Below are 16,025 nucleotides of genomic sequence, written 5' to 3' on the forward strand. Positions count from 1 at the left end.
AGAGGCTGGGACAAAAGTCCTAGCCTCTCAATTGTCTTTGGATTGTCGAGCAAGACGCAGTGGTTGAGTGGGCTCTACTACGCTGGTTTCATCAGCTTTTACAGCCCTACTCAACTTTGCGGAGGTGGGACGACGAAATCCAATCCTAACGAATTACCGATTTCTGTCCCACTCTCACTTTATTAAGACCAAAGACGATAGCCTAGATTGTCAACTTTGTCAAAAAGAGACCCTAGTCCGTATGATAGTCATTTTTCTTATTCTCAATCACCCGTATCGCCGCCTTGATGACATGAAACTCGTTTAGCAGTTCTTCTAAGTGCTGGTAATTCCGATCGCTGAGCGCCCCCTTCTTAAGGGTTTGAGACAAGCTATAAAACCGATCAACATGCTCATCAATATTGGCCAGCAATTCTTTGGCTTCTTTTAACCGGTAGCGATTCAGGAGCTTGCTCTGGCTATGTTTATAAGCGAGCACATTCTCACGATGAATGTCTTGACAGACTTCCTTCTGTTCTTCATCCACCGTCAAATTGACCGCTTGGAAGCAAGTAATAAATTCCCGATTCTTCAGATCACACACAAAGACGACACCGTCCTCTGCTACATAGGCTTCCGTATCGGGCCGTTGATCAAAACTGCTGTCAAAATGATGAAGCGAGGGCACGTGTTGATTGACCCAACGTCTCAACTGCTCTTCATCGACCCCAAATCGTTCCATTGCTCTTTCTTTAAAGTGATCTCGACAGCTATATTCATGTGCATATGGCAATCCCACTGACCTCACCTCGACTTTCCACCACGACAGATAAAAAGACCTCCAGTCTTACGGGACTAGAGGTCTGGTCTGCTTCACTGACAAGAGGCGATTAACCATTTAGGCTAACGAAAACAACAGTTATGATTTTCATTTCTTTTCATGGTACGTTTTTACATACCAGTGGTTTTCTTTGCAATTTCTCTTTCAGTTTTGTTACAAAGCACTCAGTTGAGCATACCGAAGTTCGAAAACCATCTAAAGCTTCCACTACTATTTCCACGTATTTCAATGTCATTTAGTAAGTTAAGCAGACTTACTTGACGGCTCAACCGATTTAACATTTCCGACGTTCTGGCTTTTTTATAAAAAGCACGATCAAGTGTCAGCGAAGGCAAACCTAAAACGAAGTAACCTAATGTATGAATCTATAAGGCATTGGTATCAACCCCTTCTCCCTTATCTTCACCTATAGTATACTCCTTTAATATCAGTATTGCAAGCGATTACACGCTGAAACTAGTTTCTAAATTTACTCAAAGAAACGGTAGTAATCAGTCAAGGCCATCTTAGCCTTTTCCTCTTGATTCAAGTCCTGGATAATCTTTCCATCCTTCATGACAATCAAGCGTTTCCCGTACTTGAGCGCATCTTCCATATGATGGGTAATCATCAAGGCAGTCAGTCGATCCGTTTTGACAAATCGATCCGTCAGCTCCATCAAGGCTTGACTCGTCTTGGGATCGAGGGCAGCTGTATGTTCGTCCAAAAGTAAGAGTTCTGGCCGTTTCAGGGTAGCCATCAACAAGCTCAGAGCCTGACGTTGTCCACCAGATAAGAATTCTACCGACGTATCGACATGCCTCTCTAAACCATTGCCGATCTGGCTCAAAACCTCTTTAAATTCGTCTTTGTACTGGGCAAGACGACGAGGAACCAAGCCCCGTTTTTCTCCTCGGAATTTTGCAATCAGGAGATTTTCAGCCACTGTCATACGTGGGGCTGTCCCCATCTTTGGATCTTGGAAGACACGAGATAGGTATTTGGCCCGTTTTTCCGGACCATAGTGCGTCACGTCCTCCCCCTTGATCAAGACTTGACCACTGGTTAGCGGAAGGGTCCCAGCCAAGGTATTGAAAAGGGTTGACTTCCCAGCACCATTGCCCCCAAGAATGGTGATAAAGTCATGCTCATGAATCTCCAAAGAGACATTGTCCAAAATGACTTTTTCTTCATTCAAGCCATTGTTCACCACGATGGTGGCATTTTTTAATTCTACAATTGCGGTCATTTGCTGAGTTTGACTCCTTTCAGCAGTTTCTCTTTAAAGGTTGGAATCATGAGACAGATCGCCAAGATGATAGCACTAAAGATACGGATGTAGCTAGTATTGACACCGATGGCAATCACAGCCCAAATCAAGAATTGATAAATGATTGATCCAATAACGATACTGAGCAAACGTTCTGCTAAGGTTAGTTTTGAAAAAAGAACCTCTCCGATAATCAAGCTAGCCAAACCAACGACGATGACTCCGATCCCTCGAGAAGCATCTGCATAGCCTTCTTGCTGGGCCATCAAGGCACCTGACAAGGCAATAATCCCATTAGAAACCACTAGCCCCATCAACTCCATCCGGCTGGTATGGATCCCAAAGCTTTTAGCCATCTCAGGATTGTCTCCTGTCGCAATATAGGCCTGCCCCAATTTAGTATCCAAAAAGAAGAGCATAGTGGCAATCACCAGGGTCACAAAGATGATCCCAATGATAATCTCGTTTACGCCACTCGCGATAGGAATCATATCTTGAATTTTTGAGTAGCCCAGCAAGCCCAGGTTGGCTCGTTGCATCACGAAGAGAATGACTGAGTTACAGGAAGTCATCACCAAAATCCCTGATAACAGCGTCGGAATCTTCCCTTTGGTATAAAGAAGACCTGTTGCTAATCCAGCCAAACACCCCGCACCAATGGCGGCTAGGGTGGCTAGCAAAGGATGAACCCCTTTGGTGATCAGAGTGACCGCAACGGCTCCCCCTAATGGGAAAGAGCCCTCTGTAGTCATATCTGGGAAATCCAAGATACGAAAGGTCATAAAAATCCCCAGTCCCAAAATAGCCCAGATCAAGCCTTGTGAAATAATCGAAATAAGCATATCTTTGTCCTAACTATTGTAAATATCCTCTATTGTATCATATTGCAAGACGTGATTTCAATGCTTTCAAGAAATAACAAAAAGGCCCCACTCCTTAGAGCGAGGCCTCCTTGTGGAAAACTAAACCATTTCCGATCCTAGTGTGAATCGTTAGTGTCTACCACTTGTTTAGTCTTCGTTTTTCTTGCGTCTTGCAAGGCCAGCTAGTCCAACCAAACCAAGAGCAGCGCCTAACAATGCAGCAGAAGCTGATTGTTCTTCACCAGTAGAAGGAAGTTCTGGTGCTGGCGGTGTTACCGGTGGTGTTGGTGGTGTCACCGGTGGTGTTGGTGGGGTTACCGGTGGTGTTGGTGGTGTCACCGGTGGTGTTGGCGGTGTTACCGGTGGTGTTGGTGGTGTCACCGGTGGTGTTGGTGGTGTTACTGGTGGTTTCGGTGGAATTACCTTGTTGTTGAACTCAGTATCTTCCGGTAATTGAGAAGTTGCTGTTAAGACTTTGCCTTCTTTAGTAACAGTTACTGTTACTGTAGCTACCATCTTATCGTATTCAACTCCTGTTTCAGTACCTTTAACCTCTTCCACAGTGTAAGTGTAAGTTCCTTCTTCTCCACGTTTGAACTCTAATGCAGAGAACTTGATGTTTCCTTTTGCATCGTTCTTAACTGTTTCAATAACTTTTCCATCTTTATCTTTAAGTACGAAGCTAAATTCACCTTCTTTTAGCTCACGTCCTTCAAGTTTCTTAGTGAAGTTAAATTCAACTTTAGTTGGGATGTTAACGACACGTTTTTCTGTTGGTTTTTCTGGTTTTTCAACAGATTTCTTAGTTGGATCGTATTGGTGAACAGTTTGTGAAGCAGTGTTTTCGATATCTACACCATCTTTAGCTGTTGCTTTGATAGTTGCAGGGATTTCAAACTTGTAGTAACGTCCGAATGCCAATTTAGCAGTGTCGATTACTGGAGTGTTTTCTGCATCTCCAAGTGACTTAGTCAAGTCTGTCTTAGAAGTTGCAGTGATCACACCATTTTCAACCTTGATATCAAATTTAGCTGTCACATCTTCTCCTGTTACAGAGTCGTATGCTTTAATATCTGCTACGTTGACGTCTAAGTTTTCGCTGTCATATTTATCTGTTACACCTACAGATTGAATATTGTGAGCTTCAGTGAACTTAGTTGTATCCAACCATACTTGGTAGTATACTTTATCACCCTTCTTAAGTGTCTTCGTATTGATATTTTGAGCTTCGTTGTTATCATCCTTATCGGCATATGGATCTTTATTAGTATCCGCTACCTTGTCTGCCAACTCTTTATCATCATCAACAAGTTTGTTACCTGTAATATCGAATTTAGATTCATTCAGGATATACTTCTCTGGGTTGAATTCTGGAGTTTCTGGTGGAGTCACCTTGTTGTTGAACTCTTTGTCTGCTGGATCAGTTACGTTAGTGATGAGAGCTTTCGCTGTTCCGTCATGTTTAACTTCTACAGTTACTACTGCTTTCATCGCATCGTAAGTAACAGTTCCATCAGTACCTTTCACTTCTTCAACTGTGAAGTTGTGAACTCCCGCTTGTTCTTTCTTGAATTCAAGTTTAGAGAACTTAACGTTACCAGATGCATCATTGCTTACAGTTTCAACAACTTTACCTGTTGAATCTTTCAGTACGAAGCTGAATTCGTTGGCTTTAAGCTCACGTCCTTCTAGACGTTTAGTGAAGTTGAATTCTACTTGTACTGGCACGCTGTTTACACGTTTTTCAGTTGGTTTGTTTGGTTTTTCAACAGTCTTGCTTACTGGGTTGTAGTAGTTGACTACTTGAGCCGCAGTATTTTCGATGTCTACTCCACCTTTAACGTCCGCTTTAACAGTTGCTGGGATATCAAACTTGTAGTAACGTCCAAATTCGAATTTAGTTGTATCGATGATTTGAGTATTTTCTGCATCGCCAAGTGACTTAGTGAAGCCATCTTTAAGGGTTGCTGTGATTACTCCGTTAGCTACTGTGATATCAAATTTATCTGTTACATCAGCACCAGTCTTACCGTCGTAGGCTTTAATAGTTGTAGCTTCAACATCAACTTTAGCCTCATCGTAGTCATCTGAGATTCCTACTGATTGGATATTGTCTTTGTTGTTTGCATCAAACTTAGTTGTGTCAAGCCATACTTGGTAAACCAATTTAGCACCAGGTTTAACGGTCTTCGTATTGATGTTTTGAGCTTCGTTGTTAGATGCATCGTCCGCATATGGGTTCGCATTTGTATCTGCGACCTTATCTGCCAACTCTTTATCATCATCTAATAATGAAGTTCCAGTTAAATCAAATTCTTTTTCGTTTAGAACGTATTTCTCTGGTTGGAACTTAGGCTCTTCTGGAGGTGTTACACGGTTGTTAAATTCTTTATCCGCAATGTCGCCTACAGTCGCGATAAGTACTTTAGCTGTTCCATCGTGTTTCACTGTGACTGTTACATTCGCTTTCATTGTGTCGTATGTAACGGTTGCGTCGCTTCCTTTAACTTCTTCTACTGTGTAGTTGTGAACGCCTTCTTGGCCTTTCTTGAACTCAAGTTTAGAGAACTTAACGCTTCCTGCTGCATCGTTGCTTACAGTTTCAACAACTTTACCAGTTGAATCTTTAAGCACGAAGCTGAATTCGTTAGCTTTCAACTCACGACCTTCCAAGCGTTTAGTGAAGTTGAACTCTACTGGTACTGGTACGCTGTTGACACGTTTTTGAGTAGGTTTGTTTGGAGTTTCAACCTTCTTAGTAGTTGGGTTGTAGTAGTTTACAACTTGAGCCGCAGTATTTTCGATATCTACACCAGCCGCCACATCAGCTTTCACTGTTGTTGGGATGTCGAACTTGTAGTAACGTCCAAATTCGAATTTAGTTGTGTCGATAACTTGAGTGTTTTCTTCATCACCAAGTGACTTAGTGAAGCCAGCTTTAAGAGTTGCAGTGATCACACCGTTGTCCACAGCGATATCGAATTTATCTGTTACTTCTGCACCTGTTACTGAATCGTAAGCTTTGATCTTAGTAGAATCAAGATCCAACTTCGCTTCATCGTAGTCATCTGAAATTCCTACTGATTGGATGTTTTCTTTGTTAGTTGCTGAGAATTTAGTTGTATCCAACCATACTTGGTAAACCAACTTGTCGCCACGTTTAACAGTCTTCGTATTCAAGTTTTGTGCTTCGTTGTTTGATGCATCGTCCGCATATGGGTTCGCATTGGTATCTGCGACCTTATCTGCCAATTCTTTGTCATCATCAACGAGTTTGTCACCTGTGATATCGAATTTCTCTTCAGAAACAACGTATTTCTCTGGTTGGAACTTAGGTTCTTCCGGAGGAGTTACACGGTTGTTGAACTCTTTATCAGCGATGTCGCCAAGAGTAGCCACAAGAACTTTAGTTGTTCCATCTTGTTTCACTGTGACTGTTACTGCAGCCTTCATTGTATCGTATGTAACGGTTGCGTCTGAGCCTTTAACTTCTTCTACTGTGTAGTTGTGAACACCTTCGTCACCCTTCTTGAATTCAAGAGCTTTGAACTTAACGTTACCAGATGCATCGTTGCTTACAGTTTCAAGAGTCTTACCTTCTGAATCTTTAAGAACGAAGCTGAATTCGTTAGCTTTAAGCTCACGGCCTTCCAAGCGTTTTGTGAAGTTGAATTCTACTTCAACTGGGACGTTGTTGACACGTTTTTCAGTTGGTTTGCTTGGTTTTTCAACTTTCTTAGTGGTTGGGTTGTAGTAGTTGACTACTTGAGCCGCAGTATTTTCGATATCTACACCAGCTGCCACATCAGCTTTCACTGTTGTTGGGATATCGAACTTGTAGTAACGTCCAAATTCAAATTTAGTTGTGTCAATGATTTGAGTGTTTTCTGCATCGCCAAGTGACTTAGTGAAGCCAGCTTTAAGAGTTGCAGTAATCACACCGTTGTCCACAGCGATATCGAATTTATCGGTTACTTCTGCACCTGTTACTGAGTCGTAGGCTTTGATCTTAGTAGAATCAAGATCCAACTTAGTTTCATCGTAGTTGTCAGAGATTCCTACTGATTGGATGTTATCCTTGTTAGCTGCATCAAATTTAGTTGTATCCAACCATACTTGGTAAACCAACTTGTCGCCACGTTTAACAGTCTTGGTGTTCAAGTTTTCTTTTTCGTTGTTAGATGCATCGTCCGCATATGGGTTCGCATTGGTATCTGCGTACTTGTCTGCCAACTCTTTGTCATCGTCAACGAGCTTGTCACCTGTGATATCGTATTTCTCTTCAGAAACAACGTATTTCTCTGGTTGGAACTTAGGTTCTTCTGGAGGAGTTACACGGTTGTTAAATTCTTTATCCGCAATGTCACCAACAGTAGCTACAAGAACTTTAGCTGTTCCATCGTGTTTAACTGTGACTGTTACATTCGCTTTCATTGTATCGTATGTAACGGTTGCGTCGTTTCCTACTACCTCTTCAACTGTGTAGTTGTAAGTTCCTTCTTGACCTTTCTTGAACTCAATAGCTGAGAATTTAACTTTTCCGTCAGCGTCGTTCTTCACAGTTTCAAGAACTTTACCATCGGCATCTTTAAGTGTGAAGCTGAATTCTTGATCTTTAAGTTCACGACCTTCTAATTTCTTAGTGAAGTTGAATTCTACTGGTACTGGTACGTTGTTAACACGTTTTTGAGTAGGTTTTTCTGGAGTTTCAACTTTCTTAGTTGTTGGGTTGTAGTAGTTGACTACTTGTGCAGCAGTGTTTTCGATATCTACACCAGCTTTAACTGTTTGTTTAACTGTTGTTGGGATATCAAACTTGTAGTAACGTCCAAATTCGAATTTAGTTGTATCGATCACTTGAGTGTTTTCTGCATCGCCAAGTGACTTAGTGAAGCCAGCTTTAAGAGTTGCAGTAATCACACCGTTGTTTTCAACGATATCAAATTTATCTGTTACATCATTACCAGATACTGAATCATAAGCTTTGATCTTAGTAACATCAAGTTCTAATTTAGCCTCATCGTAGTTATCAGAGATTCCTACAGATTGGATATTTTCTTTGTTGTCAGCTGAGAATTTAGTTGTATCTAACCATACTTGGTAAACTAATTTATCTCCGCGGTTAACAGTCTTCGTATTGATGTTTTCTGCTTCGTTGTTGTTAGCTTTGTCAACATATGGATCAGTATTTGTATCTCCGTACTTATCTGTCAACTCAGCATCATCATCAAGAAGCTTGTTATCAGTGATAGAGTATTTCTCTGTATTCAATACATACTTCTCTGGTTGGAACTTAGGTTCAGTTGGAGGTGTTACACGGTTGTTAAATTCTTTATCCGCAATGTCACCAACAGTAGCTACAAGAACTTTAGCTGTTCCATCGTGAGAAACAGTTACTGTTACATTCGCTTTCATGGTGTCGTAGGTAACGGTTGCGTCGCTTCCTTTAACTTCTTCTACTGTGTAGTTGTGAACGCCTGCTTGTTCTTTCTTGAATTCGATAGCTGAGAACTTAACGTTTCCTGCCGCATCGTTGCTTACAGTTTCAACAACTTTACCTGTTGAATCTTTAAGCACGAAGCTGAATTCGTTAGCTTTCAACTCACGGCCTTCCAAGCGTTTAGTGAAGTTAAACTCTACTGGTACTGGTACGCTGTTGACACGTTTTTCAGTTGGTTTGTTTGGTTTTTCAACAGTCTTGCTTACTGGGTTGTAGTAGTTCACTACTTGAGCTGCAGTATTTTCGATGTCTACGCCACCTGCAACATCTGCTTTAACTACTGCTGGAATATCAAACTTGTAGTAACGTCCGAATTCGAATTTAGTTGTATCAATGATTTGAGTATTTTCTGTATCACCCAATGACTTAGTGAAGCCAGCTTTAAGGGTTGCAGTCATTACACCATTTTCAACTTTAATATCGAATTTGTTTGTTACATCATTACCAGATACTGAATCGTAGGCTTTGATCTTAGTTGAATCAACGTCAACCTTCGTTTCATCAAAGTCATCAGTGATTCCTACAGATTGAACGTTTTCTTTGTTGTTAGCTGAGAATTTAGTTGTATCCAACCATACTTGGTAGTAAAGCTTATCTCCGCGATTAACAGTCTTGGTATTGATGTTTTCTGCTTCGTTGTTGTTAGTTTGGTCTGCGTATGGGTTCGTATTAGTATCTGCGTACTTGTCTGCCAACTCAGCATCATCATCAAGAAGCTTGTTATCAGTGATAGAGTATTTCTCTTTATTCAATACATACTTCTCTGGCTGGAACTTAGGTTCTGTTGGAGGAGTTACTGTATTGTTGAACTCTTTGTCAGCTGGTTCAGTTACATTAGCAACCAATGCTTTAGATGTACCGTTGTGAGATACTTTTACAGTCACTTCTGCTTTCATAGCATCGTATGTTACAGTTGTGTCTGTTCCTACAACTTCTTCAACGGTGTACTTGTGTTCACCAACTTGACTCTTTTCAAATTTCAATGCTGAGAACTTAACGTTACCATCCGCATCGTTCTTAACAGTTTCAACAACTTTTCCTGTTGAATCTTTCAGTACGAAGCTGAATTCGTTGGCTTTAAGCTCACGACCTTCCAAACGTTTTGTGAAGTTGAATTCTGCAGTGATTGGTACAGAGTTTACACGTTTTTGAGTTGGTTTTTCTGGAGTTTCTACAGATTTGCTTACTGGGTTGTAAACATGAACGATTTGGTTGGCTTTGTTTTCGATGTCTACTCCACCTGCTACTGATTCTTTAACAGTTGCTGGGATATCGAATTTGTAGTAGCGACCAAATGCAAATTTAGTTGTGTCGATAACTTGAGTGTTATCAGCATCACCTAAAGATTTGTTCATAGAAGATTTAGATGTAGCTGTAATGACTCCGTTAGCTACTGTAATATCAAATTTAGATGTTACATCAACTCCTGTTTCGCTGTCATAAGCCTTGATATCAGCACTGTTAACAGTCAATTTATCTGCATCGTATGTATCAGAAATACCTACAGATTGGATGTTGTTCTTGTCAGTGAAGTTCTTAGTATCCAACCATACTTGGTAAACTAATTTATCACCACGTTCAACAGTCTTGGTATTGATGTTTTCTGCTTCGTTGTTCTTGACTTGATCAGCATATGGATTTGCATTTGTTTCTGTGTACTCATCCTGAAGCTCATCGTCATCGTCCATTAATTTTGTACCTGTTAGGTCAAATTTTTCTTTTTTAAGGACGAATTTTTCTGGTTGGAACTCAGGTGTTTCTGGAGGAGTTATTTTGTTATTGAACTCTTTATCCGCTGTCCCATCAGTTGCTTTACCATTAGCGTCTACCCCACCAGCAGAAACTACGTTAGATACAGTTGTTAATGTGTGACCATTTTTAGCAACTTCTACAGTAATCGTAGCTTTCATAGTATCATATACCATTCCAGCTTCTTTAGCTACAGGGATAACTTCTTCTACAGTGTAAGTGTGAGTTCCAACTTTAGAGTTGTCGAATGACAATTCTGTGAAGGTTACCGTACCATCAGCTTTGTTAGTTACTGTTTCAACTTCTTGTCCGTTTGCATCTTTAAGAACGAATTTGAATTCTCCGTCTTTAAGCTCACGTCCAGCTAATTTCTTAGTGAAGTCGAATTTAGTTTTAACTGGTGCTACAACATAGTTGTTGAAGATTTTATCATCAGCACTTGATTTGAATCCACCTTCAGCACTGTATTTAACTGTAGCTTGTAAATCTCCTTGCTGGTTCTCAGTTACAGTAACAGTCATCGTAACTGTCATTGCATCGTAGTCAACGTTTGTATCAGAACCCTTTTGTTCAGTGATATTGTATTTATAAGTACCAGCTTTGTTAAAGGTAAGTTTGCTAAATGTAGCTTTACCATCTTTATTGGTAACTGTTTCTTCATGTTTATCAGGGCTGCTGCTCTTTTCTGTTAACTTGAAAGTAAACTCACCGTCAACAAGTACACGTCCTTCCAATTGTTTTTCAACTTCTGGAGTAACTTCGACTGGCTCTTGTTTTACATAGTAGTAAACAGTCGGTTTATATGGTGTTAACGAGTTTAATAAGTCAACGTTTGTACCAATTTGTACATATGCACCATTTGTTAATTGACTATTTGGTGAAAGGTGACCAATGTTATCTCCCAAGAATGGAACGAAGACAGTCTTCTTCGGTGTGTATCCAGCAGCTGTTTGGAAGTCAAATGAAACTTCTTTCCCGTCTGGATGGTTTACACCTTTACTATCTGTGAAAGGAATGGTGTGAAGTGGTGATTTCTTAACTGCTAATTCTTGTTTGTTATAATCACCTGGTTTAATCGGCTTGGTTTCTGCTAACAACATGTAGCCATCTGTTTCCAAGGTGCCATCAGAACGTTTACTTTGTTGTTTTGGATCAAGAAGATAAACACGAACTACTACTGATCCATCTTCACCTACGATTTCTTTAATCCGTTTAATTCCTGCACGCTCAGCGTCCATGAATTTAGTACCAACTACGTAAGGACGACTTACAAAGCCAGTTGTCGAATCTGGATTTGCTGTTTGGTAAAGTTTGTATCCATCAAATTGACGCTCACCAGACGCTGTGAAATGTTGTCCTTCCATAGCTTTAGTTGCATATTTAGCTAAATCAACTTCATTACCATTTGGTACGTAGTCTTGAACTGTTACATCAGTTTTATTTGCATTGAATGTAGCATTATTTTTATCGACTACTCTATAGTAAGTCGGTTTTTCGACAAATTTTGGAATTTTAGCGTTTGAATCAGTAATTGTACGACCGTTATAAGCTGGTTCCACAACGTTAATAATATCAGTTGATGTACGAGCGTTATAAACATCTTGATATAATTTTTGTTCAGCTTCATTTTTTGGATTTACTAAAGCTTGAATACTAGCACCAACTTCATAACCAAATTGAATAAATGGTTCGTCAGTTTTACCAGCTCCTGCTCCTAAACCTTTGTCGTAATCATATTTCACAGTTAATTGACCATTAGAGGCCGCAGTTGTAGTTGTGAATTTTTGAATACCGCTTGACGCAGAAAGAGTTCTAGTTTCTACTACATTACCAGTAGTTTTATCAATTAATTCAACAGTTGTTTCTGTAGAATCATCAAATCTTTTATACGCACGGGTATAATAATTTGTATTATATCTCTCATTGAAGCGAGTAAGGTCTATGATACTGTAAGTATACACATCTCCTTCTTTTCTTGCGTACCCAGCTGGTACAGGTTGAGAGCTTACAGTTGCACCGTTAGCATCTTTGATTTCTGGAGTTACTTTTTCCCCATCTTTTAAGTAAGTACTTACGGCTACTGGGTTAGAGTTGTGGTCTCCAGTTACAGCTTCATTCGTAGCAGCACGACGATTACGTACTCGTGGCTTGTTTGATTCATCTGTAGCAGGTTTTGCTTCAGTTGCTGCTGGTTTTGCTTCAGCTACAGCTGGTTTAGTTTCAGCTGCTTTTTCTGCTGGTTTAGCAGCTTCTTCAGCAGTAACGCCTGCTTCAGTTGTAGCTGGTTTTGCTTCCTCAGCTTTTTCTGAAGTTGCAGCTGGAGTTTCCGTTGCCGCTTTTGCTTCAGGTGCTAAAGCAGTGTTTGAGAGATCCACTTTAGGTGCTGTTGCTCCCTCAGCATAGGTCTCACCTGGAGCTGTAGTAGCAGTATCTTGCGCCGTTTGAGTCGACTCAGATTGAACGCTTGCTACTGTTTCCTTGCTTGTGTCAGTAGGCGCACTAACGTCATCCGCAGCTACTGTCGGAGCTCCGACAGCAAAAAGCGCTGTCCCTAGTAATACAGAACAAACGCCAACGCTATACTTTCGCAAAGAAAAGCGCTGACGTCTATTAAACATTTCCTTCATTTATTTGTATCTCCTTTTTCATATTTTTATTGTTTGATACATAACAAATATTACCAGACTTGTTGACTACCGTCAACTAAATATATCAAAGTTGTTACTTACCGTAAAACTTTCTGAATATTCAGATGAATTTTCCCTCTATTTTTTAACATTTTTTTACTTTTTTTCCCATTTAGTCCATTTTTTTATCATTCATTTTTTGACACTTTTTTATTCTTAATAATATAGAAAAAAGTTGAGACCGAAATCTCAACTTTTTAAGAAATTTATTACACCTGGGGAAGCTTAAGAATGCTCCTCTTTCCATCTTTTTCTAATGATGACGAGACTCATAACTGCGACAATAGACAGTAGGGCACCGATTAAGCTTCCTCTGGTTTTGAAGACAAACTCGACCTGATGTTTTCCTTTGGTGATTGGGAAAGATAGGAAGCTATTCCAGGCTCTTTCGGTCGTGACAGCTTGACCATCCACTTTCACCTGCCAGCCGGCACTGTATGGGATGGAGGTCATCATGACATCACTATCATCTGTAATAGTGACCTCCCCCTCGATATGAGTATTGCTGAACTTGGTCACCTTCAAACCTTGCTGCTTGCGCTTCTCAAGTACTTCTTGGATCTGATCCAGCTCGGCCCGATAGACACCCGCCTGGCTCATGTCAATGGTATCCGTTCTAAAGCGAAACTCAATCACCGACTCTTGATTTTCGGTCATGTCCGTCAGTTGCCAGATTTGCCTTTGGGTAAAGGTCTTACTATTTGGCAACCATTTGTTGTTGACCAGGACAGAGTAATCTTGCTTGGGAATCAAGGACGCCGGCACAAAGAAGTAATAGGTATTGTTGGAACGTGGAATGACCTTATAGCGGATAATACCTTCCTTAGAAGAATCTGCCCGTCGATAGACGGCCTCTCCTGTCTCCTTGTTGACCTTTTCTTCTATTAAATTCTCCGTTTCAATCCCAGTGAAAGCCAAGGGTTTGAAATACTCTACATAATCGCCTGTGTTCTTTTGATGGCCTTCCATCGAGTTGAGGATAATGTTCTGGTTGGCAAAGGCATTATTAGCCCCAAACTGAATATTCTTCACGAGGGAATTGGTCCCATAGGCCAAAGGGAAGGAATGAGGGTTTTTATAGACGACAAAGCGATTGTCTTCATAGACTGTCTCTGTGTAGTAACGCCCCATGTCAAAGCGGTTGGTAAAACGATAGAAATACATCTTTTCTGGATGTGCTTCCATCTCTTTTGGATCGAACTCCTTGGCATGCATGTAATAGCGAACACCGTACAAGGCATCCGTCAAAGGCGTCCCATTGGTATACTCTGTGGCTGCATTGACCCCTAGATCTCCCATGTAAGCAAAGTGGTCCATGGTCGACCGTTCTAAGCTCGAGCTGAAGGTACTCAAGCCCGGATAAGATACCAAGGATGGGACTGTTCGAGAATAGGCAAAGTCGGTCGCAATCCGGTAAAACTTCTCATCCGCATCAGCCTGGACCTTGTCCGTCACACGCTTGACCGAGACAGCAGCATCTGCAAACTTATGGACACTGTCATAGCCTAAGGTCACCTGAGAGAGATAGGCATTGTAGCCCAGCTCAAAAAAGGTCAAGGCGGATAAGATCACGACTGACAAGCGAGACCATTTTTGGTTCAAGACCAGAAGGACAAGCAAGTATATCAGAACGGTGATCCCGACTTGGGACAACAAATAACCTGCTTTTAGAAGAACAAGGGCAAGGACAAGGAAGCCAGCTGTCCAGCCAATCCGAATGAGCTTTTCTTTCTGGCTCTTCTTGGACTTGTCCCAATAGCTATAAAAGCCATAGGAGGCAACAACCAGGAGCGCCAACAAATGAAGGGCGGTAAAGCGGGTGATGTAACGGGTGACACCAGACGGTTGAAGTTTGGCAATGAAGCTATAGTTCTGCGAATAGACATAGACAACTGCCAACGCTAACACCAGACCAATCACTAGGTTGGCCAGGCGAGAAAGCACCATTTTTTCTTTCATCGCTTGGTAGGCCAGAATGAGCATAAAGAAAGAGAATAGCCAAGAGAAGCGGAAAAAGAAACCAGCTGGATTTTGCCCCATATGCCAAATCTTGCTGACGAATTCATTGACAAAAGAAATAAAGAAGACGAGGGTGACCAGACCGGCAGCCCACTTCTTGACTCTGACAACTTTTTTCGACAAGAAATAGGATACAAAGCCTAGTAGGCCCAAAGCTCCGATATAGATATTGGGAAGGTTTGGCCCCGCAGACCAGCCTGAGGTGTTATCAAAGCCACCCACAACTAGCTTGGCAAAAATATCTAAGGGATTTATTTGAAAGGCCAATGAGAAGGTCATCCCTCCTCCGACCTGGCCCTTACTTTCAATGAGGTTGAAAAAGACCGGTAAGAGAATGACTGAGGCTAGCGCAATCCCGATAATCGAATAGATCACTGCCTGCAAGAGGGGAAGACTGACGTTTCTTATTTTCTTCTTCCAATCTCCTTCGACCGTCAGCCTTGGCGATACATAGTAGCATGCATACAAGGCGATGAAAATGGAGATCATATAGCCCATATAGAATTGGAGCAAGACGGTCAAGCCTAAGGCAAAGGCATAGCGATAGGGAGCGCCTCCATCCAATAGTTCTTCTAGGTAGACGATGACGATGGGAAGCATGATCATGGCATCATAGAAAATGACATTCATCTGATACGACACCAGCATCCCTGACAGAGCATAAGCCGTCGCAAAGAGGGGCACCAGCCATTTCCTAGACTCCAAGCCCTTATACCGCTTGATCAAAAGGAAGGCAAAGGCCATCCCAATAGCTCCGTAACGAAGCCAAATGGTCAAGAAGACCGCAAACCCAAAGTACTTGAGGGGCGTCAAAATATAGATGATATTAAAAGGACTCATCAAATAGTAGCCGAGCACCCCTATCATATCTCCCCCCAGAGACTTGGTAAAGGAATAGCTCAAACTAGATAAATCTCCGGAGAGCACGGCATTTTTTAACAAGCCAAAGAAGCTGATGTATTGTTGACCAAAGTCAACAGCCATCAAGCTTTTGTCTCCAAAGGGAAAAGTACCCATAAAAGCCCAAACGACCAGCATGATGGCCATTGGGAGCATGGCGCTAAAAGCATACAGCAAGCCCTTGGGTTTTCTCTTCCAAAGTTCTTGCCAAGGCTTGGTCCAGACAAACATTCTTCTA

The 16,025-nt window shown here is 41.4% G+C and carries 5 protein-coding genes; all 5 read right to left on the reverse strand.

What is annotated here, in order from left to right:
- Positions 1-232: 232 nt before the first annotated feature.
- Positions 233-721 (reverse strand): hypothetical protein, encoded by a 489-nt coding sequence (locus tag EL081_RS09185; RefSeq protein ID WP_126404912.1) that lies wholly within the window; start codon positions 719-721, stop codon positions 233-235.
- Between the two features lie 568 nt (positions 722-1,289).
- Positions 1,290-2,048 (reverse strand): ABC transporter ATP-binding protein, encoded by a 759-nt coding sequence (locus EL081_RS09190; protein WP_126404913.1) that lies wholly within the window; start codon positions 2,046-2,048, stop codon positions 1,290-1,292.
- Positions 2,045-2,911 carry an ABC transporter permease gene (locus EL081_RS09195; RefSeq protein ID WP_126404914.1) on the reverse strand — a complete coding sequence of 289 codons (867 nt, stop codon included), beginning with the start codon at positions 2,909-2,911 and terminating at the stop codon, positions 2,045-2,047. Before EL081_RS09195 ends, EL081_RS09190 begins: the two co-directional genes overlap by 4 nt.
- A 168-nt stretch (positions 2,912-3,079) precedes the next feature.
- Positions 3,080-12,808 carry an SspB-related isopeptide-forming adhesin gene (locus EL081_RS09200; protein ID WP_126404915.1) on the reverse strand — a complete coding sequence of 3,243 codons (9,729 nt, stop codon included), beginning with the start codon at positions 12,806-12,808 and terminating at the stop codon, positions 3,080-3,082.
- Positions 12,809-13,093: 285 nt separating this feature from the next.
- Positions 13,094-16,018 carry a glycosyltransferase PgfM1 gene (pgfM1, locus tag EL081_RS09205; protein WP_126404916.1) on the reverse strand — a complete coding sequence of 975 codons (2,925 nt, stop codon included), beginning with the start codon at positions 16,016-16,018 and terminating at the stop codon, positions 13,094-13,096.
- Positions 16,019-16,025 lie beyond the last annotated feature (7 nt).

Origin of the sequence: Streptococcus viridans (assembly GCF_900636365.1) — a bacterium.
In the GTDB taxonomy this organism is placed as follows: Bacteria; Bacillota; Bacilli; order Lactobacillales; family Streptococcaceae; genus Streptococcus; species Streptococcus viridans_A.

What these genes read in the sequence shown, in the direction of transcription:
- EL081_RS09185 (WP_126404912.1), bottom strand. Translation starts at nt 721, where the DNA reads ATGGAACGATTTGGGGTCGATGAAGAGCAGTTGAGACGTTGGGTCAAT.
- EL081_RS09190 (WP_126404913.1), bottom strand. Translation starts at nt 2,048, where the DNA reads ATGACCGCAATTGTAGAATTAAAAAATGCCACCATCGTGGTGAACAAT.
- EL081_RS09195 (WP_126404914.1), bottom strand. Translation starts at nt 2,911, where the DNA reads ATGCTTATTTCGATTATTTCACAAGGCTTGATCTGGGCTATTTTGGGA.
- EL081_RS09200 (WP_126404915.1), bottom strand. Translation starts at nt 12,808, where the DNA reads ATGAAGGAAATGTTTAATAGACGTCAGCGCTTTTCTTTGCGAAAGTAT.
- pgfM1 (WP_126404916.1), bottom strand. Translation starts at nt 16,018, where the DNA reads ATGTTTGTCTGGACCAAGCCTTGGCAAGAACTTTGGAAGAGAAAACCC.